We start from the raw sequence: 17,514 nt of genomic DNA on the forward strand, positions 1-17,514 counted from the left end.
TGGATTCATGCTGCGCCGGGTGCGCTTTTGCCAGTGCGCGCCGGCTTTCGTGAACGGCCCGGGTTGTGCGCCGCACGCCGCAGTTCGCCAAAGGCACTTGGCAAGTGGACGTCTGGATTCGGCATCCCGCTGGGGGAGAGTTCATGGGTCATCTCGAACTGGGCACGTACCGACCAACCGCAAGCTTCGTTGACGCATTGCAGGTAGGCGATCCGAAGGAAGATATGACGCCCTTCACTGGTGCGAATTCGCATCTTGCCGGTGCAATGAGGGCAGACCAATTTGTAGCTGCTCACAAGCACCTCCTATCGGGTACCTGCGACGCATATGGGACACTGTGACGATCGCGGTCAGTGTCCGTCCCCGCAGATATAAGACTTCTTGATTGATTCATATCACTTACCATCCGACGCTGAGTGGAGCTTCACCCATCCATCCAGATGAGTACGGCTCATGGGCTTACAGAAATGTTTACTCCTATTGAGTACTTTCTGCGTGTTGCGATAGCCGAACCAAGCGTCCTGCCTGACTATCTTTTGCCTGAGATTTGTCCATAATCTTGATTGATTGTTGTTGTGCGTATAGAGCTGAGCAAATGTAGGTATTTTCGCTGCGATCATCATTTATACCGTTGCTGCTGAGTGGGATGCCCTCAATATATTCTTATCGCATATTTTTGCCTACAAAACTCATACAAGCTTCTTTTTTGGTATTCAAAATGAGTACACCCTCCCTCTCCGCGATATTGCATCGAATGAAGTACCTCACTGGTGCCACAACCGATGCCGAACTTTCCAAAGCATTGGGGATAAGCCCGCAAACCTTGAGCAGCTGGAAGATACGCGAGAGCATTCCGTACGCGTTGTGCATGGAGTTTGCGCAGGAGCAAGGGCTGTCCCTCGATTGGCTGCTCCTTGGCGACGGGCAACAGAATCGAACACCTTCTGCGCCCCTCTCTCAAGACCATCAACAGGCTTGGGAGGCAGATTTGCTCGGGCAGTTGCGGGCGCTGTCGGCGCTCGATCTGCAAGCCATCCGCGCAAGCGTTCAGGACAAGTTGCGCATTTCTCAGTTGGAGCGCCGCCTCGAAGAATTGACCCATAGCCCTGCCAAGTAATGACCCTTCCGCGCTTCGCGGCCGACACCACTCACCGTCGTTTCCCTGACCTGTTGAGCCAGGCTCCAGCGGGTCTGGGCCTCCACCAGGCGCATATAGCAAATCGAAAGTGCCCGCCCCTGCTCATGACCATCGATATCGCTCAACCGTCGATAGCCATGCGCGCGCAGGCAGCGGCGCCAATCGGCGAACTCTCGCGCCGCAAGCTCCATCGAGGCCCTGGCGGCCACCTCCAGTTGCGTATCGCTGATACCCGATGACAGCCCCAGGCACTCACGCAATCGCCCCAGTTCTATACGTGGCCAGAACGGGTCGTGATAGACCAGATAACGGTTATGCGGGCGATCAGGTGAGGCTCTCGAATCTCGATTCACAGATCGATCCCCACTCACTGGTTGTTCAGCATGCCGTAACGTATCGCCTTGATCACCGCCGCTACTCGGGTGTTCACCGCAAACTTGCGCAAGATATTACTGACATGGAAATTGACCGTTGACTCCTTGCAGCCCACGATCTGGCCAATTTCCCAGGAAGTCTTGCCGTAGGCGCACCACAGCAGCACTTCCCGTTCCCGGGGGGTTAGGTGGATGGGCTGATCGGCGTTGACGTCTGGTGTCTGGCGGCGTTGAAGGTTCATGGGACACACTCCCTACGGTCATAAGAGCCCAAAGGCATTCACATTTGATGTGCTTGCACCTTACGAATCCATGACTGCTTCACTCCAGCACTCAGGGTTGTAGAACAGCGCCCTACACAAAACGTCCTACATGCGCCGAAGCGTTTTTTTGAAGGAAATGCGAAGTGCTCTGAAGGATTTGACGTGCGTCTGACACCTGTTGCCCGACCTACTGCCTGGAGTTGCACGATGCGTCCCGTTTCACCTATCCCTTGCGCTGTCGGCCTGTGTGTCGTTGCCACCAGCAACCTGGCAATGGCCGCTACGCCTCTGGAATTGGACCAGGTCGTGATCGAAGGCCAGCAACAGAGTGAACTGGCGTCCGCCGCGCAACAGCTGCGGGAGGTCCCAGGGGCCACCAACCTCATCGACATGCAGCGTGTCGAGCAAGGGCGCGTCGCCAGCAATCAGGACGTACTGGCCTACCAGCCGGGTGTCTTCGCCCAGTCGGCCGGTAACGATGGCATCAAGCTGTCGATCCGTGGCTCAGGCATCAATCGCGCGCCCGGTGCCCATGGCTCTGGTGTCTACACAATGTTCGACGGCCTGCCGTTGACTGGCCCGGGTGGCACGCCCTACGAGCTGTTCGAACCCCTGTGGCTGAGCCGTGCCGAAGTGCTGCGTGGAGCCAATGGCTTCGATCAAGGAGCATTGGCCCTCGGCGGTGCGATCAACTACGTGACCCACACCGGCTACGACGCCGCGCCTTTGCAAGTGCGTTACGAAGTGGGCAGTCGCGGATACGCCCATCGCCACATCAGTTCCGGGCAGGTATTGGGCGATCTGGATTACTACGTGGCCCTGACCGACGCCGAATATGACGGCTATCAGGAACACAGCAGCGGCAGTGCCAAGGGTTTCGCCGCCAACGTCGGCTATCGCTTCAATCCCAACCTGGAAACGCGCTTTTACCTGCGCTACCGGGAGACAGAGAATGACCTGGCCGGACGCCTGACCAAGCAGCAGGTCAAGCATGATCCGCGCGCAGCCAATCCGGCCTACCTGGCACGCGACGACAGTCGCCCGCAACCGGGCAGTACCTGGGTCGCGAACAAGACTACCTTCTATTTGCAGGATGACGCTCGCCTGGAAGCGGGACTGGTCTACCACGACTACCCGATGGACCTGCGCGAAGGCCCGATGCGTCTTAAGGTCGCCTACACCGATGTCAGCGGGACTCTCAACTATATCCGCCGCGATACCCTGTTCGGGCATCAAAGCAAGACCACCGTCGGTTGGCGCACCACCAAGCACTTACCCAACAGCGGCGCCTCGCAGTTCGCGCGCAATGGCGACGTCTTCGGCCCACGCACCCGGGACTTCAGCTACCAAGGCTCGGATACCGTGCTTCATGTCGGCAACGACCTCGAATTGATGCCCGACCTGTGGCTGACCAGCGGCCTGGCGATGATCTATACCCGCCGCGAAAGCGATGTGACCTACCCGAAGAGTGGGGGCAAGGTCAGCCAGCACGACTGGGACTACGCGCCTCGTCTGGGTTTGCGGTATGACGTCAGTCCACAAACGCAGGTGTATGGCAACCTGAGCCGCTCCGTGGAACCTCCGCACCCTTGGTCGCTGATCTGGAGCTCGACAGTCCCTACCCAACCGATCGAAATGCAGAACCAGACCGCCACCACGCTGGAAGTAGGTGCACGCGGCGATTCGCGCCTGGGGCGTTGGGACCTGGCCTGGTATTACTCGCAGGTACGTCACGAACTGCTGGCCGTCGAAATCGTGCAAGGTGCCCTGCCCAAGGAGTTCAACGCCAGCCCCACTGTGCACCAAGGCATCGAAGCCAGCCTGGACAGCATGCTCTGGGAAGAGGCAGGCATCGGCAAGGTCTCCCTGCGCCAGGCCTACACCTTCAGCGACTTCCATTACCGCGATGACGACACTTTCGGCGACAATCGCCTGCCCGGCATTCCGATGCACTATTACCAGGCCGAGGTACGCTACGACTGGCCGAGCGGCTTCTACGCAGGCCTCAACACACAGATGGCCTCCAAAGTCCAGGTCGACTACGCCAACAGTTACCACGCCGACGCCTACGCCCTGCTCGGCGCCCGCCTGGGCTGGAACGCTCCGACGCAGGACTGGCAGACCTGGCTGGACCTGCGCAACCTGACCAACAAACGCTATGCCGCCACGGTGACGCCTGGCTATGACGACCAGGGCAAGGACAACCCTCGCTCCACACCGGGTGAAGGCTTTGGTGTTTACGCTGGCGTGTCCTACAGCTTTCTTTGAAAGATCATGACGGCAACTGCACCTGCAGCCGACTGGTGAAGATCGCCCAGCTGGACATGAACAGCGCGGCGATCAGCGGGCCGATGACGAAGCCGTTGAGGCCGAACACCGCCGGGCCGCCCAGGGTGGAAATCAGGATCAGGTAGTCGGGCATCTTGGTGTCCTTGCCCACCAGAATCGGGCGCAGCAGGTTGTCCACCAGGCCGATCACCAGCACACCAAAGGCGGTCAGCACGATCCCGGATAGGATTGCCCCGGTGGCCAGGAAGTAGACTGCCACCGGCGCCCAGACGATGCCCGCCCCCACCGCTGGCAACAACGACAGAAACGCCATCAATACCGCCCAGACCAGTGCACTGGGGATGCCCAGCGCCCAAAAGATCAGCCCACCCAGCGCCCCCTGGGTGACGGCCACCAGCAGATTGCCCTTGACCGTGGCACGTACCACGCGGCTGAACTTCAACTGCAGGCGGCGTTTTTGCTGCTCGGGCAGCGGTACGGCCAGCCGCACTTTGCGCGCCAGCTCACCCCCTTCGCGCAGAAAGAAAAACAACAGGTACAGCATGACGCCAAAGCTCACCAGAAAATCGAACGTGCCCTGGCCAAAGCTGAACGCCTGTCCGGCCAGGAACTGGCTGCCTTGGGTGGCCCATTTGGTGATGTTGTCCCGCAGCCCTTCCAGATCGCCCATGCCCAGGCGCTCCAGAGCGTTCTGGATGAAAGCCGGTAACAATGCCTTGAAGCTTTCTATATGCCCGGCGATGTCCAGCTCGCCCTTCTCGATGCGCTGATACAGGCTGGCGCCCTCCTGCACCAACAATGTACCAATGATGATCACCGGCAAGATCGCGATCAGCAGGCACACCAACAAGGTCACCACCGCCGCCAGGTTGCGCCGTCCGCCCAAGCGCAGCATCAGGTCACGCTGCAATGGAGAGAACAGGATGGCCAGGATCACCGCCCAGAACACCGCGCCGTAGAACGGCAGCAAGATCCACAGGAAGGCGATGGTCACCAGCGCCAGGAGGACGGTCAGGGCCTTGTTCTGCAGTGCGGTCTGGTTCATGGAGGTTTCTCGCGGGGGGTCATCCCTTTAGTGCCCGCCGCTTGGGTAAAAGTGCCGTTGACCCAGATCAATGTCACGTCGGCGCACTGGTCGTAGCATCCGCGCCTTTTGCCCCGGTGCGCACATGACTCCTCTCGCCAAGCCCGAACTGCTGGCCCCCGCCGGCACCCTCAAGACCCTGCGCTACGCCTTCGCCTACGGTGCCGATGCGGTCTACGCCGGCCAGCCGCGCTACAGCCTGCGGGTGCGCAACAATGAGTTCGACCACGCCAACCTGGCGCTGGGCATCCAGGAGGCGCATGCCTTGGGCAAGCGCTTCTACGTGGTGGTCAACATTGCCCCGCACAATGCCAAGCTCAAGACCTTCATCAAGGACCTCTCCCCGGTCATCGAGATGGCGCCCGATGCCCTGATCATGTCCGACCCCGGCTTGATCATGCTGGTCCGCCAGCACTTCCCGCAGATGCCGATCCACTTGTCGGTGCAAGCCAACACGGTGAACTGGGCCAGTGTCCAATTCTGGAAGCAACTGGGCCTGAGCCGGGTGATTCTCTCGCGTGAGTTGTCGCTTGAAGAGATCGAGGAAATCCGCCAGCACGTACCCGACATGGAGCTGGAAGTGTTCGTCCACGGCGCCCTGTGCATGGCCTATTCCGGTCGCTGCCTGCTGTCGGGTTACCTGAACCGTCGAGATGCCAACCAGGGCACCTGCACCAATGCCTGCCGTTGGAAATACCAGGCCACCCCAGCCACGGAGAACGCCACCGGCGATATCGTCCACGAGGTCGAGCCAACCCTGGGCATCGGTGCGCCGACCGAGCAAGTGTTCCTGCTCCAGGAAGGCAACCGCCCTGGCGAAGAAATGCCGGCCTTCGAAGACGAACATGGCACCTACATCATGAATGCCAAGGACCTGCGCGCCATCCAGCACGTGGAACGGCTGACCTACATGGGCGTGCATTCGCTGAAGATCGAAGGCCGGACCAAGTCGCACTTCTACTGCGCCCGCGCCGTGCAGTCCTACCGCCAGGCCATCGATGATGCCGTAGCAGGACGGCCGTTCGATCGCGGCTTGATGGGCAACCTGGAGTCCCTCGCCCAACGGGGCTACACCGAAGGCTTCCTGCGACGCCACGTGCACGATGAGTACCAGAATTATCAGCGCGGCAACTCGGTGTCCGAGCGCCAGCAATTCGTGGGCGAACTGACCGGGACACGGGTCGAGGGCCTGGCCGAGGTCAAGGTAAAGAACCGCTTCGCCGTGGGCGATCACCTGGAACTGATGACCCCACGGGGCAACTATCACTTCGACCTGAATCAACTGCGCGACCGCCAGCAACAGCCCATCCAAGTGGCGCCAGGCGATGGCCATGTGGTTTATCTGCCCATTCCCGAACAAGTCTCTCTGGAATACGGCCTGCTGATGCGCGATCTGGAACTGGAGCACACACACCTGACAGATCTGTAATGCGGCCTTCAGGTCGCTGACAGCTGCCGACGGCGAACATCGTGTCACCACCGTCTAGCCACCGACCGCGCTGTGCCTGAAGGCCGATTGCGCTATGCTGGCGGCCAACTTGTTCGGGCATTACCCTGCAGGCCGCGTGCCGCCAGCGACTCCGCCAAACGTCAGGCGTGCCTGATCGCCAGTCTCCGCCTGCGTACCCTGAGGAGTTCACCATGCTGCGTAAACACCTGTTCTCCCTCGGCCTGCTGGCGATCGCCGGCCTGGCCCAGGCCGCCGAGACCATCGACGTGTACCGCGACCCCAATTGCGGTTGCTGCAAGGAGTGGATCAGCCACCTGCGTGACAACGGCTTCACCGTCAACGACCACATCGAACCGAACATGAGCGAAGTCAAGCAGCGCCTGGGTGTGGCCCCACGCCTGGCCTCCTGCCATACCGGTGTGATCAACGGCAAGTTCATCGAGGGCCATGTGCCCGCCGAACAGATCCGGCTGCTGGCCAAGCGCAATGACCTCAAGGGCATCGCCGTCCCAGGCATGCCCATGGGCTCGCCCGGCATGGAGATGGGTGATCACAAGGACGCCTACCAAGTCATCGGCCTGACCCAGGATGGCAAGGACGAAGTGCTGGCCGACTATTGATGCTCAGTCTCTGGGCGCTGTTTCTCAGCGCCTTCGGTGCCGCTACCTTGCTGCCTCTGCAATCGGAGGCTGTGCTGGTGGGGTTGCTGCTGCGCCAACCCGAGGCCTGGGCGACGTTGCTGCTGGTGGCCACCCTGGGCAATGTGCTGGGTTCGGTCGTCAACTGGCTGTTGGGGCGGGCGATCGAGCACCTGCGTGATCGGCGTTGGTTCCCCTTCAGCGCCAACCAGCTGGAGCGTGCCCAGCAGCGTTACCAACGCTGGGGGCAATGGTCGCTGCTGCTGAGCTGGATGCCAGTGATCGGTGATCCACTCACCTTGATCGCCGGCATCATGCGTGAACCGTTCTGGCGATTCGTGTTGCTGGTTACCCTGGCCAAGTGCGGGCGCTATCTGGTACTTACGATGATCACCCTGGGCTGGCTGCACGGGCGCTGATCGCACGAGATTGGCAACACTACCTCACGCCGTTAGGAGCGTCCCCAGACCAGCGCCTCGGTCCATCCCAGCTCGGCGAAGTCATCGGCCCGAAGGTAGGCTTCCTCTTCACAGAAGAACTCATCCAGCTGAGGCGGTCGCACTGCCGTATCGCTGAGCATGGCGTGCACTTGGCCGCGATGATGGATCTGATGCTCGAACAGGTGCGACAGCAAGCGCAGGCGCGGCTCGCGCTGGAGCCGATCCGGGCGCACGATGCTCACGTAGCGTTGCAATTGGTCATCGCGCAGGAGCTGGCAATAGGCAATCAGCCTATGATCGGCCTGGGCCTGTTCGGCATGCAGGTCGGCGCACGTGGCAAAAGGCTGCTCGGGCTCGAAGAATCGCTCCCCGTCCGGTTCCGGCGCCTCGCCGCGCTGTTCGCACTCCAGCGCGTGCAGGTAGAACCAATCCACCGTCAGCAGGTGGTTGAGCGTGGCCTTGATCGAGGGAAAGAAGCTGCAACGGGGGGCGACGAACTCGTCCTGAGTCAGTTGCAGGCATGCCTTGTACAGGCGATGGTTGGCCCAGCCATTGTTGTAGGCCTGGGTCAGCAGATGATGCGACAGCGGCTCCATGGTCAGCTCCTTCAGGCGAAGCGTTGCAGTTGCATCTCCCGTAGGCGGCTCAGGGTTCGCTGGTACGGGAACGCCAGATACCCTTGAGTGTAGAGCGCTTCGAGCGGGACTTCGGCTTCCAGGTACAAGGCGACCCGACGGTCGTAGCATTCGTCGACCAGGGCAATGAAGCGGCGCACACTGTCATCCTTCGGCGCCAGCGTGGGCAGTTCGCGGTCTCCGGCCACCACCCGCTGGGCTCCATCCTCGGTGCCACGGGCAATGCGCCCTGCCCGCTGGGCGCCGCCCAAGACCGGGATGCCCTGAACCAGAATCGACGAAAAGCGATCGCACAACCCCATGAACTCCAGGGCCGACAGGGGTTGCTCGCACACGTCGCTGAAATGGCACCAGATGGCCTGCTCGCTGCGACGAATCACGCGAATCTGCCGCGAACCGATCGATAACGGCTGGTCCGTGGTAGCCCCGCCCTGACTTAGCTGGCCGAACACAGCCTCCAGGGCCGTTGGCTGCCCGGGTTCGGCGATCCAGTAGCGCTGCCGCAGGGCGCCCGGATGCAGGCGATGGTCCTGCTCGCCCGCCACGTTCAGCACACGCATGTGCCGCACGATGGCATCGATCGCCGGCAAGAAGCGCTCGCGGTTGAAGCCGTCACGGTAGAGCTGCTCCGGCGGTTGGTTGGAGGTGGCGACGATCGTCACGCCTTGGTCGAACAGGGTCTGAAACAGGCGCCCCAGGATGATCGCGTCGCCGATGTCGCTGACGAACAGCTCATCGAAGCACAACACGCGGATCTCGGTCGCCAGGGCCTTGGCCAAGGCCTGCAAGGGGTCGGGGGTGCCATTGAGCTGGAACAGCCGCTGATGCACCCAGGCCATGAAGTGGTGAAAATGCTGGCGTCGGGACGGGACCTGCAGGCTGCGATGAAACTGGTCCATCAGCCAGGTCTTGCCCCGCCCGACCGGGCCCCACAGGTACACACCCAAGGTGGGCCTGCCCTGCTTCAGCGCCTCGAAGCACACCTGGAGCGCGTCAACCGCCTGGGCCTGGGCGGGGTCGGCAACGAACCCATGCTCATCGACAGCCTGGCGGTAACGGGTATAGGGATCGAGGGGCATGCCGGGTGCTCTGGGCAAAACGCCATCGTACGCTATTGGCGCCTGCTGAGGGCACATTCGTGGGGAAACGCGTCAACAGGCAGCACCGCAAACGCTGCAGGACTCCGTGAATGCGTTGCGCTGTCAGTCTTCGCTCAATCCGACCTTGAGCAACGCCCCGTCCTTCGCGTCGGTCAGCACATACAGATAGCCATCCGGGCCCACTCGTACATCACGGATTCGTGCCTTGAGCTCGCCCAGCAAGCGCTCTTCATGCACCACCTTTTCGCCCTTGAGCTGCAGACGGATCAGCTCCTGGGTGGCCAGGGCACCCATGAACAGGTTGCGGTCCCAGGCCTTGAAGGTCGGGCTGTCATAGAACGCCATGCCGCTGATCGCTGGCGACTTTTCCCAGACATGGTGCGGGGGCTGGGTGCCCTCCACGTGCTTGCCCTTGGCCTCGGGGATCGGTAACAGCGAGTAGTTGATCCCATGGGTCGCGATCGGCCAGCCGTAGTTCTTGCCAGGCTCTGGGATGTTGATCTCGTCACCGCCCCGGGGCCCGTGCTCATGGGTCCAGAGCTTGCCGGTCCAAGGATTGAGGGCAGCGCCCTGCTGGTTGCGATGACCGTACGACCAGATCTCGGGGCGCACGTTGGCCTGGCCGACGAAAGGGTTGTCCTTGGGAATTTCGCCATCCGGGAGAATGCGCACGATCTTGCCCTGGAGTTTATCCAGGTCCTGGGCGGTGGCACGTTGGTTGTTCTCACCCAACGCGACGAAAAGGTAACCGCCACGGTCGAATACCAGGCGTGAGCCGAAGTGAATGCCCTCGGAGAGCTTCGGCTGCTGACGGAAAATCACCGTGAAATGCTCCAACCGGGCCAGGTCCTGGGACAACTGCCCACGACCGACCGCGGTACCCGCCTTGCCATCGCTGCCTTGTTCGGCATAGGACAGGTATACCGTACGGTCCTTGGTAAATTCCGGGGACAGCGCCACATCGAGCAATCCGCCCTGCCCTTGGGCCCAGACCACCGGCACCCCACTCAGGGGTGGGCCGACCTTGCCCTCGGCACTGATCACCCGCAGATTGCCGGGACGCTCGGTCACCAACATACCCTGGCCGCCTGGCAGAAAGGCCAAGGCCCAGGGGTTGCGCAGACCTTCGGCAATCGTGCTGACCGTCAGTTGCCCCTCCTCGCTGGGCAACTGCTGTTCTGGAGCGGCTTGGGCAAGCAGGGGTAACAGGGCGGCGATGGCCAGCCAGGTTCGGGGCGTCATGCTCGGTTCCTTCCAGTGGGGCTCACGGCGCGCGTTGGTTATCACGAGGTGGCCGGGTGGGTTGCAGGTTCGGGCTCTGCTGTTCGCGCCGCAGGTTGTCGCCATTGCCTATGCCACGGTTGTCCAGCGTTGGAGACCGGATGATCGGCTGGGTCGACGGCCCATGTATCGGTGGTGTGGCCTGCATGCTGCCTTGACGGCTGTTCGGATTGGCTCGCTGGATCGGGCTGTTGTAGGGATTGTTGCGGTCGGCGGCAATGAGCCAGGGCGTAGGGAGCGGCGCAGCCGACAGCGGCAGGTTCAGCGAAAGGCCGATAACCAGGGCGGATATCATGGGATTCATGCTTCACCTCCTGTACGAAAAGGCGCGCTCAAGCGTTGGATAGCCTAAGACGCGACAGGTTCGCGGCAAAAGTGCGAATGCAGGGAGAGAGGTTTCTTGATGTTTCAGTATGAGCCCAGGGGATTGCCATGCGGGGCTTTCGCGACACAAGGCCACTCATCGCCGGATGGCGTGAGCGGCCTTGATCGGCTCTCTCAAGCCTAGTTGTCGACCTTGTGCCGCGCGGCATACAGGCACAGCATCTCCATGGCCAGCGTGGCACCAGCCAGGGCGGTGATGTCGGCATGGTCATAGGCCGGAGCCACCTCCACCAGATCCATGCCTATCAAGTTGATGCCCCGCAGCCCGCCTAGGATCTCCAGCGCCTGCACCGTACTCAGGCCGCCACAGACCGGCGTGCCGGTGCCAGGCGCGAAGGCCGGGTCGAGGCAATCGATGTCGAACGTGAGGTACACCGGTCGGTCCCCTACGCGCTGACGAATCGCCGCGATCACAGCCTCGGTGCCCTGACGGTGCACCTGGCGCGCGTCGAGAATGGCAAAGCCCTGGGTGTCGTCATTGGTGGTGCGCAAGCCGATCTGCACGGAGCAGGAAGGGTCCACCAGGCCCTCTCGGGCGGCATGCCAAAACATGGTGCCATGGTCGATGCGCTTGCCCTCCTCGTCCGGCCAGGTATCGCTGTGCGCGTCGAAGTGGATCAGCGCCAAAGGCCCGTGGCGATCGGCATGGGCTTTGAGCAATGGGTAGCTGATGAAATGATCGCCCCCCAGGGTGAGCATGGCGCAACCGGCGTCGAGGATATGCCTGGCATGGGCCTCGATGCTGGCCGGGACGGACTCGGGTGTGCCGCAGTCAAAAGCACAATCACCATAGTCGATCACTGCCAGGTGATCGAAGGGGTCGAATGTCCACGGCCAGTGCCTGGCCCAGGCCTGCTGTACCGAGGCGGCGCGAATGGCCCGAGGCCCGAAGCGGGCCCCAGGACGATTGCTGGTGGCCGTGTCGAACGGCACACCGCTGACCACCACGTCGACGCCGTGCAGGTCACGGCTATAGCGGCGTCGAGAGAAACTGGTTATGCCGGCGTAGGTGCTTTCCGCAGCGGTGCCGTAGAGGCTATCGCGGGTCATGGCCTGGTCATTGTTGTGGGCGTGTTCCACGGTTGGGCTCCTGGTTGTCGTTGTTCGTTACTGACGGCTGCGAAACGCAGTCCACATCCGGTTGCGCTGACGCAGGTCGGACAACGCCATGCCGCGGTCGCCATACAGGCGCTGGCGGACCTCGGCGGAGGGATAGATATCCGGGTCGTTGCGCACGGCATCGTCCACCAATGGCGTAGCGGCCTGGTTGGCATTGGCGAAGAACAGGGTATTGGTGAGTTCGGCCACTGATTCAGGACGCAGCATAAAGGCAATAAAGGCGCGGGCAGCCTCTGGGTGCGGCGCATCCTTGGGAATCACTAGGTTGTCCTGCCACACCAAGGTGCCCTCGCGCGGGATGCGGTAGACCACTTCGAAGGCCTTGCCGGCACGACGCGCCTGGTCGGCGGCCATGGCCGCGTCACCGTCGTAGGTCAACGCCAGGCATATGCTGCCGTTGGCCAGGTCGTTGATCTGCCGGCCGTTGGCCACATAGCTCACCGAGGGCTGCAACTGGCGTAACAGGGCCTGGGCGGCATCAAGGTCGGATTTGTTCTGACTGTATGGGTCCTTGCCCAGGTAGTTGAGGGTCACGCCGATCACTTCCTGGGGCGAGTCGGGCAAGGCGATGCCACAACCTTTCAGGCGGCTGGCGTATTCGGGCTTGAACAGCAGATCAAGCGTGTCCAGCGGCACATCGCCCAGGCGTTCGCGCACCGCCTCGACGTTCACCCCCAGACCCAGCGTGCCCCAGGTGTAGGGCACCGCATAACGGTTGCCAGGGTCGGTCTCGGCCAGCTTGGCCAGCAGGTCCGGGTCGAGGTTGCTGTAGCCGGGCATGTCCTGAACCTGCAACGGCTGCAAGGCATTGGCCTTGAGGGCCCTGGCCAGCACCGTGGACGAAGGCACCACCACGTCATAGCCACTGCCGCCAGTGAGCAGTTTGGTCTCCAGCACCTCGGGTGAGTCGAAGGTGTCGTAGCGTACCTTGTAGCCGGTCTCCTGCTCGAACCGCTTGAGCGTCTGCTCAGCGACATAGTCGGCCCAGCTGTAGAGGTTGACGACCTTCTCTTCGGCCTGGAGTGGCAGAGCCAGGACCAGGGACAGCAGACACAGCGATCGACGCATGGCGAACACCTCGGCAAATGAGTAGATGCCGCCAGCATGCCAGCCGGGTTACATTGAAAAAATCGCAAGTTTACAAAGCTGACATTCACCAGGAGTGATGTAATGCTCGGACAACTGCACGACCCGGACCTGCACTTGCTGCGGCTGTTCGTCACTGTAGTCGAGGCCGGCGGCTTCAGTGCCGCCCAGGGCGTGCTGGGCCTGAGCCAGCCCAGCATCAGCCAGCAGATGGGGCGCCTTGAGACCCGTCTGGGGTATCGCCTATGCAGCCGTGGCAAGGGTGGCTTTCGCCTGACCGAAAAGGGCGAACTGTTGCTCAAGGCAACCCGGGAGCTACTGCTGCAGATCGAGCAGTTCCGCCAGCAGGCCAACGGTGTAGGCGGCAGGCTGCTGGGGTCGGTGCGCGTCGGCATGGCCGAGAACCAGGACGACAACGTCACGCTTCGCCTGGCCAATGCCATCGCTCGCTTTCGCCAACGCGAAGAATCAGTGCAACTGGAGTTGATCAGCGCGCCGCCAGCTGAACTCGAACGGCTGCTGCTGGAACAACGCCTGGATTACGCCATCAGCTACTTCTCCGGCAGCCAGGCCGCGTTCGACTACCAGCCCCTGTTCAACGAAACCCAACGGCTGTATTGCGGCCAGGGGCATCCGTTGTTCGCGGTATCAGAGGTATCGGACGAGGATCTGCTCGACGCCGACCAGGTCCGTCACCCCTACCGCTTCCTCAAGGCGGGCGAGCCGTTCCAGAGCCGTCGCAGCGCGGCCTTGGCGGAGCAGATCGACAGCGCCCTGACATTCATCCTTTCGGGTCGCCACATCGGCTACCTGCCCCGCCATTGCGCCGCACCCTGGGAGGCGCGTGGGCTGTTGCGAGCGCTGGATCCTGGCCTGGACTTCAGCGTGTCCTTCACCCTCGCCCGGCATCGCGCCCAGGCACCGGGCGAGGCGCAGCAAGCCTTTGCCGAGGACTTGCGGGAGGCTTTCATGGCGCCTTGATGCGCGTGGCCTTTCAACGCCCCGAGGCTTTTGCCACACTGCGAGCTCGATCGTCACGCCAAGGCTTACCGCCATGACCACCTGCCGCCTACGTTTCTGGCTGATTCCTCTGCTGGCCTGCACCCTCAATGCCTGTGCCCTGTTCCAGGCGCGTGATCCGTTGAACATCAGCGTCGTCGGGATCGAACCACTCCCGTCCCCGGAGTTGGAAATGCGCATGGCAGTTAAGATTCGCGTGCAAAACCCCAACGAGACGCCCGTCGATTTCAACGGCATCGCGCTCAAGCTGGAGGTCAATGAGCAGCCTCTGGCAGCCGGTGTCAGCGACCAGAAAGGCCATATCGGCCGGTATGATGAAGCAGTGATCGTGGTGCCCATGAGCATCACGGCCTTTGCCATGGTGCGACAAGCCTACGGCTTGGGACGACTAGGCTCGCTGCAGGGGTTGCCCTACGTGCTGCAAGGCAAGATGGCTGGCGGCCCCTTGGGGACGGTGCGTTTCACCGACAAGGGCAAGCTCGACCTGCCCGCTGTCGGCAGCGCGACCTGGTGATCGTGCAGATGGCGTGGATCAGCGGTTGCTGCTGGCCGCGGCCATCATCTTGTTGACTTCGCTGCGCACCATGTTGGCGAACTCAGGGGGCGACATGCCATCAAGCTCAGCGCGTACCCATTCCGCCCATTTGCTCTTGCGCCGCGGCTTTTCGCCGATCAGCCTCGCAGCCTCGCCCTTGGCCTTGCCAAGATTGTTCTGCCAATGCGCGAACAGCCGGGACTTCTCTGCCTCGATCTGTGCCCGTTCCTCGAAGCTTCTGTTGGCCAGATTGAAACTCATGGGATTACCTACCGCTTGTAAATGGCCGCTATCTTACACTGTAGCGGCGAGCAACCGGTACGCCGCCGCAACTTTCCGCACGGTGCGGCATCCATTGCTCAAGCCCCTACGATCGAGGACACGTTCATGGCCAGGAAAACTTCCGCACCCAGCGACAACGAACAAATCAAGGACCAGGTCTTTAGCGAACTGCAAGCCTTGATCGAAGAGTCGGAACGACTGCTCCAGGACAGCGCTGCGCTGGTGGGCGACGAGGCCGATACTCTACGCGCCCAGATCGCCCTGAAGCTGGGCCAGGCCCGCCAGGCGGCCAGCACCTTACGCGGCAAGGCGCAGCCTGCGATGGAAGCTGCCGAGCACTACATGGGCGGACATCCGTGGCAGACGGTGGCGATCTCGACGGGTGTGGGACTTGTAATTGGGCTTCTACTGGGCCAGCGCCGCTGACCCGCTGCGCTCAGAAGACTACTCAGGCCGCCCTGGCCATGGGAACACCGCTGTGAAAGCGTAGTTCCTGGTCTGGAGAACAGATCAGCTCTACCTCGGCCTCGCGCACCTGCTCAACGACGCGAGCGATCTGCGCCGCATCGCCATACTGGTGAGCCAGCTTCAAATAGCCCTGGTAATGGCGCGCTTCGCTCTTGAGCAGGCCGTGGTAGAACGTCCCGAGTTCTTCGTCCAGGTGAGGCACCAGCGCCGCAAAGCGCTCGCAACTACGGGCCTCGATGAAAGCGCCGACCACCAGGGTATCGACCAGCTTGACCGGCTCGTGAGCCCGTACAAGACGCCGCAACCCAGACGCATAACGCCCCGCCGAAACCGGTCGCAAAGGAACACCACGGCGCTTCATCAGACGCAGGACTTGCTCGTGGTGCACCAACTCCTCACGGGCCAGGCGCGACATCATGTTGATCAGGTCAAGGTGAGTGTTGTACTTGGCGATCAGGCTCAACGCCGTGCTGGCGGCCTTGAACTCACAGTTCTTGTGGTCGATCAACAGGGTTTCCTGGTCGGCCAATGCCGCTTCGATCCAAGCGTCAGGGGTAGGACAGCCGAGGAAGGCATCGATTTCGGGAATCAGGGACATAAGCTCACAACTACAGGCCAACGGCAGGATCGGCAATTATACCGGGGGTGGCGTCGATCGCCAGAGACTATGCTGATACATGTCAAGCGGCACTGCGCGGGATGCCGACTATAGTGAGGCACTGGCCGCCATTTACCAAGGGAGTTCATGCCCATGCAAGCCGTCCGCAGCATCCTCGTCGTCCTAGACCCCGAACATGCCCACAGTCGCGCCTTGACGCGCGCCAAGCTCATCGCAGGGGTGACTGGCGCGCGCCTGCACTTACTAATGTGCGACAAGCACCAAGACCACAGCGCCCTGCTCAGCCTGCTTGGCAGCCAATTACACGATGACGGGTATGATAATGTCACCCATGAACAGACCTGGCATGAAAGCCTGCATGAATCCATCATCGAAGTGCAGCAGGCCGAAGGTTGCGAACTGGTCATCAAGGAACACCGCCCAGATAACCCACTGCGCAAGGCGCTATTGACCCCCACCGACTGGAAACTACTGCGCTATTGCCCTTGTGCGGTGCTGATGGTCAAGAACGAGCGTCCATGGACTGGAGGTGTGATCCTTGCCGCAGTCGATGTAGGCAATAACGATGAAGACCATAGGCGTCTGCATGCCAGCATCATCGACCATGGCTATGCCATTGCCGGCCTGGCCAAGGGTGACCTGCACGTCATCACGGCTCACCCCTCCCCCATGCTTTCTGCGTCTGATCCGACTTACCAGCTCTCCGAAACCATCGAGCAGCGGTATCGCGAAGCATGCAAGGCCTTCCAGGCCGAATTCGACATTCCTGACGACCACCTGCACATTGCCGAAGGTCCGGCGGACGTTCTGATCCCTTACACCGAGAAACAGCTCAATGCAGTGATGACTGTCATTGGCACTGTGGCTCGCACGGGCATTTCCGGTGCATTGATCGGCAATACCTCGGAAGTGGTCCTCGACGCGCTGGAAGGCGACGTGTTGGTACTCAAGAGCGAAGAAGCTACCGCACACTTGGCAGAGCTGGCGCGTGGCTGAGCGCCAGCTAGAGGAGCGTAGCGGTCGGAGACAGAAAAGACAAAACCCCTACCTGCTCGCGCAGATAGGGGTTTTGCGAAATGAATCTTGACGATGACCTACTCTCACATGGGGAAGCCCCACACTACCATCGGCGATGCATCGTTTCACTGCTGAGTTCGGGATGGGATCAGGTGGTTCCAATGCTCTATGGTCGTCAAGAAATTCGGCTGCCGAAATGTCTTGTGAACACTCCAGCCAATTCGGATATGTGATCTTTGTGGTTGCGAACTTTCGGTTCTTTCGTCTTCACCACCGCAATCTGCAGAAGCAA

21 protein-coding genes and 1 rRNA gene are annotated in these 17,514 nt (G+C 61.5%); 9 read left to right on the forward strand and 13 right to left on the reverse strand.

All coding sequences use genetic code 11. From position 1 onward, the window contains the following. Positions 1-5 precede the first annotated feature (5 nt). Positions 6-296 (reverse strand): ogr/Delta-like zinc finger family protein, encoded by a 291-nt coding sequence (locus IEC33019_RS11825; protein WP_070091883.1) that lies wholly within the window; start codon positions 294-296, stop codon positions 6-8. Between the two features lie 422 nt (positions 297-718). On the opposite strand from IEC33019_RS11825, the gene IEC33019_RS11830 reads away from it, so the two are divergent. Continuing rightward, positions 719-1,117, forward strand: a complete 399-nt coding sequence (locus IEC33019_RS11830) for a helix-turn-helix domain-containing protein (RefSeq protein ID WP_070091884.1) — start codon at positions 719-721, stop codon at positions 1,115-1,117. Here IEC33019_RS11830 and IEC33019_RS11835 read toward each other — a convergent pair. Together IEC33019_RS11835 and IEC33019_RS11840 are read right to left on the reverse strand one after the other, a co-directional pair. Continuing rightward, the gene (locus tag IEC33019_RS11835; protein WP_081337431.1) at positions 1,069-1,491 is read right to left on the reverse strand and encodes a head completion/stabilization protein; all 423 of its coding nucleotides are present in this window, start codon (positions 1,489-1,491) and stop codon (positions 1,069-1,071) included. The genes IEC33019_RS11830 and IEC33019_RS11835 overlap by 49 nt on opposite strands. 14 nt (positions 1,492-1,505) lie before the next feature. Next, on the reverse strand, positions 1,506-1,754 hold the full coding sequence (locus IEC33019_RS11840; RefSeq protein WP_070091886.1) for a response regulator transcription factor: 249 nt from the start codon (positions 1,752-1,754) through the stop codon (positions 1,506-1,508). Positions 1,755-1,982: 228 nt separating this feature from the next. Here IEC33019_RS11840 and IEC33019_RS11845 point away from each other — a divergent pair, with 228 nt between their 5' ends. Then, positions 1,983-4,043, forward strand: coding sequence for a TonB-dependent receptor family protein (locus IEC33019_RS11845; protein WP_070091887.1), 2,061 nt, complete (start codon positions 1,983-1,985; stop codon positions 4,041-4,043). 4 nt (positions 4,044-4,047) lie between these two features. On the opposite strand, the gene IEC33019_RS11850 is transcribed toward IEC33019_RS11845, so the two are convergent. Next, a complete protein-coding gene (locus IEC33019_RS11850; RefSeq protein ID WP_099593573.1) occupies positions 4,048-5,109 on the reverse strand; it encodes an AI-2E family transporter in 1,062 nt (353 codons plus the stop codon). 124 nt (positions 5,110-5,233) lie between these two features. Here IEC33019_RS11850 and trhP point away from each other — a divergent pair, with 124 nt between their 5' ends. From trhP to IEC33019_RS11865, 3 genes are all read left to right on the forward strand, one after another. Next, positions 5,234-6,577, forward strand: coding sequence for a prephenate-dependent tRNA uridine(34) hydroxylase TrhP (trhP, locus tag IEC33019_RS11855; protein WP_070091889.1), 1,344 nt, complete (start codon positions 5,234-5,236; stop codon positions 6,575-6,577). A 212-nt stretch (positions 6,578-6,789) separates the two neighbouring features. Continuing rightward, on the forward strand, positions 6,790-7,218 hold the full coding sequence (locus IEC33019_RS11860; protein ID WP_070091890.1) for a DUF411 domain-containing protein: 429 nt from the start codon (positions 6,790-6,792) through the stop codon (positions 7,216-7,218). Beyond that, the gene (locus tag IEC33019_RS11865; protein WP_070091891.1) at positions 7,218-7,655 is read left to right on the forward strand and encodes a YqaA family protein; all 438 of its coding nucleotides are present in this window, start codon (positions 7,218-7,220) and stop codon (positions 7,653-7,655) included. The genes IEC33019_RS11860 and IEC33019_RS11865 overlap by 1 nt, the downstream gene beginning before the upstream one ends. A gap of 32 nt (positions 7,656-7,687) precedes the next feature. Here IEC33019_RS11865 and IEC33019_RS11870 read toward each other — a convergent pair whose 3' ends face one another. The 6 genes from IEC33019_RS11870 to IEC33019_RS11895 all read right to left on the reverse strand — a co-directional run bounded on the left by IEC33019_RS11870 (position 7,688) and on the right by IEC33019_RS11895 (position 13,263). Then, positions 7,688-8,272: a DinB family protein gene (locus IEC33019_RS11870; RefSeq protein ID WP_070091892.1), complete on the reverse strand. Its 585-nt coding sequence runs from the start codon at positions 8,270-8,272 to the stop codon at positions 7,688-7,690. Between the two features lie 11 nt (positions 8,273-8,283). Continuing rightward, entirely contained in the window at positions 8,284-9,390 is a 1,107-nt protein-coding gene (gene zapE, locus IEC33019_RS11875) for a cell division protein ZapE (protein WP_070091893.1), read from the reverse strand. A 123-nt stretch (positions 9,391-9,513) separates the two neighbouring features. Then, positions 9,514-10,653: a PQQ-dependent sugar dehydrogenase gene (locus tag IEC33019_RS11880; RefSeq protein ID WP_070091894.1), complete on the reverse strand. Its 1,140-nt coding sequence runs from the start codon at positions 10,651-10,653 to the stop codon at positions 9,514-9,516. A 22-nt stretch (positions 10,654-10,675) separates the two neighbouring features. Continuing rightward, on the reverse strand, positions 10,676-10,996 hold the full coding sequence (locus IEC33019_RS11885; protein WP_070091895.1) for a hypothetical protein: 321 nt from the start codon (positions 10,994-10,996) through the stop codon (positions 10,676-10,678). A gap of 200 nt (positions 10,997-11,196) precedes the next feature. Beyond that, positions 11,197-12,126, reverse strand: coding sequence for an agmatinase (gene speB, locus IEC33019_RS11890; protein ID WP_254170890.1), 930 nt, complete (start codon positions 12,124-12,126; stop codon positions 11,197-11,199). Positions 12,127-12,183: 57 nt separating this feature from the next. Then, positions 12,184-13,263 (reverse strand): extracellular solute-binding protein, encoded by a 1,080-nt coding sequence (locus tag IEC33019_RS11895; protein WP_070091897.1) that lies wholly within the window; start codon positions 13,261-13,263, stop codon positions 12,184-12,186. A 102-nt stretch (positions 13,264-13,365) separates the two neighbouring features. Here IEC33019_RS11895 and IEC33019_RS11900 point away from each other — a divergent pair, with 102 nt between their 5' ends. Next, complete coding sequence (locus IEC33019_RS11900) at positions 13,366-14,262, forward strand: LysR family transcriptional regulator (protein WP_070091898.1); 897 nt, start codon at positions 13,366-13,368, stop codon at positions 14,260-14,262. A 73-nt stretch (positions 14,263-14,335) separates the two neighbouring features. Continuing rightward, positions 14,336-14,815, forward strand: coding sequence for an LEA type 2 family protein (locus IEC33019_RS11905; protein WP_070091899.1), 480 nt, complete (start codon positions 14,336-14,338; stop codon positions 14,813-14,815). A gap of 18 nt (positions 14,816-14,833) precedes the next feature. Here the strand turns inward: IEC33019_RS11905 and IEC33019_RS11910 are convergent, their stop codons facing one another. Continuing rightward, positions 14,834-15,097, reverse strand: coding sequence for a hypothetical protein (locus tag IEC33019_RS11910; RefSeq protein ID WP_070091900.1), 264 nt, complete (start codon positions 15,095-15,097; stop codon positions 14,834-14,836). Between the two features lie 126 nt (positions 15,098-15,223). On the opposite strand from IEC33019_RS11910, the gene IEC33019_RS11915 reads away from it, so the two are divergent. Beyond that, positions 15,224-15,544 carry a DUF883 family protein gene (locus IEC33019_RS11915; RefSeq protein WP_070091914.1) on the forward strand — a complete coding sequence of 107 codons (321 nt, stop codon included), beginning with the start codon at positions 15,224-15,226 and terminating at the stop codon, positions 15,542-15,544. Between the two features lie 22 nt (positions 15,545-15,566). On the opposite strand, the gene IEC33019_RS11920 is transcribed toward IEC33019_RS11915, so the two are convergent. Next, positions 15,567-16,184 (reverse strand): tRNA-(ms[2]io[6]A)-hydroxylase, encoded by a 618-nt coding sequence (locus tag IEC33019_RS11920; RefSeq protein WP_070091901.1) that lies wholly within the window; start codon positions 16,182-16,184, stop codon positions 15,567-15,569. Between the two features lie 153 nt (positions 16,185-16,337). Here IEC33019_RS11920 and IEC33019_RS11925 point away from each other — a divergent pair, with 153 nt between their 5' ends. Next, complete coding sequence (locus IEC33019_RS11925; RefSeq protein WP_070091902.1) at positions 16,338-17,201, forward strand: universal stress protein; 864 nt, start codon at positions 16,338-16,340, stop codon at positions 17,199-17,201. 85 nt (positions 17,202-17,286) lie between these two features. On the opposite strand, the gene rrf is transcribed toward IEC33019_RS11925, so the two are convergent. Then, positions 17,287-17,402, reverse strand: a 5S ribosomal RNA gene (gene rrf / locus IEC33019_RS11930). Between the last annotated feature and the right edge of the window lie 112 nt (positions 17,403-17,514).

The sequence above is a fragment of the Pseudomonas putida genome (genome assembly GCF_002741075.1).
Taxonomy (GTDB): domain Bacteria; phylum Pseudomonadota; class Gammaproteobacteria; order Pseudomonadales; family Pseudomonadaceae; genus Aquipseudomonas; species Aquipseudomonas putida_T.

Excerpts from the sequence above, each read along its gene's own strand:
- IEC33019_RS11830 (WP_070091884.1), top strand. The coding sequence starts at position 719 with ATGAGTACACCCTCCCTCTCCGCGATATTGCATCGAATGAAGTACCTC.
- IEC33019_RS11840 (WP_070091886.1), bottom strand. The coding sequence starts at position 1,754 with ATGAACCTTCAACGCCGCCAGACACCAGACGTCAACGCCGATCAGCCC.
- IEC33019_RS11845 (WP_070091887.1), top strand. The coding sequence starts at position 1,983 with ATGCGTCCCGTTTCACCTATCCCTTGCGCTGTCGGCCTGTGTGTCGTT.
- IEC33019_RS11850 (WP_099593573.1), bottom strand. The coding sequence starts at position 5,109 with ATGAACCAGACCGCACTGCAGAACAAGGCCCTGACCGTCCTCCTGGCG.
- trhP (WP_070091889.1), top strand. The coding sequence starts at position 5,234 with ATGACTCCTCTCGCCAAGCCCGAACTGCTGGCCCCCGCCGGCACCCTC.
- IEC33019_RS11860 (WP_070091890.1), top strand. The coding sequence starts at position 6,790 with ATGCTGCGTAAACACCTGTTCTCCCTCGGCCTGCTGGCGATCGCCGGC.
- IEC33019_RS11865 (WP_070091891.1), top strand. The coding sequence starts at position 7,218 with ATGCTCAGTCTCTGGGCGCTGTTTCTCAGCGCCTTCGGTGCCGCTACC.
- IEC33019_RS11870 (WP_070091892.1), bottom strand. The coding sequence starts at position 8,272 with ATGGAGCCGCTGTCGCATCATCTGCTGACCCAGGCCTACAACAATGGC.
- zapE (WP_070091893.1), bottom strand. The coding sequence starts at position 9,390 with ATGCCCCTCGATCCCTATACCCGTTACCGCCAGGCTGTCGATGAGCAT.
- IEC33019_RS11880 (WP_070091894.1), bottom strand. The coding sequence starts at position 10,653 with ATGACGCCCCGAACCTGGCTGGCCATCGCCGCCCTGTTACCCCTGCTT.
- IEC33019_RS11885 (WP_070091895.1), bottom strand. The coding sequence starts at position 10,996 with ATGAATCCCATGATATCCGCCCTGGTTATCGGCCTTTCGCTGAACCTG.
- speB (WP_254170890.1), bottom strand. The coding sequence starts at position 12,126 with ATGACCCGCGATAGCCTCTACGGCACCGCTGCGGAAAGCACCTACGCC.
- IEC33019_RS11895 (WP_070091897.1), bottom strand. The coding sequence starts at position 13,263 with ATGCGTCGATCGCTGTGTCTGCTGTCCCTGGTCCTGGCTCTGCCACTC.
- IEC33019_RS11900 (WP_070091898.1), top strand. The coding sequence starts at position 13,366 with ATGCTCGGACAACTGCACGACCCGGACCTGCACTTGCTGCGGCTGTTC.
- IEC33019_RS11905 (WP_070091899.1), top strand. The coding sequence starts at position 14,336 with ATGACCACCTGCCGCCTACGTTTCTGGCTGATTCCTCTGCTGGCCTGC.
- IEC33019_RS11910 (WP_070091900.1), bottom strand. The coding sequence starts at position 15,097 with ATGAGTTTCAATCTGGCCAACAGAAGCTTCGAGGAACGGGCACAGATC.
- IEC33019_RS11915 (WP_070091914.1), top strand. The coding sequence starts at position 15,224 with ATGGCCAGGAAAACTTCCGCACCCAGCGACAACGAACAAATCAAGGAC.
- IEC33019_RS11920 (WP_070091901.1), bottom strand. The coding sequence starts at position 16,184 with ATGTCCCTGATTCCCGAAATCGATGCCTTCCTCGGCTGTCCTACCCCT.
- IEC33019_RS11925 (WP_070091902.1), top strand. The coding sequence starts at position 16,338 with ATGCAAGCCGTCCGCAGCATCCTCGTCGTCCTAGACCCCGAACATGCC.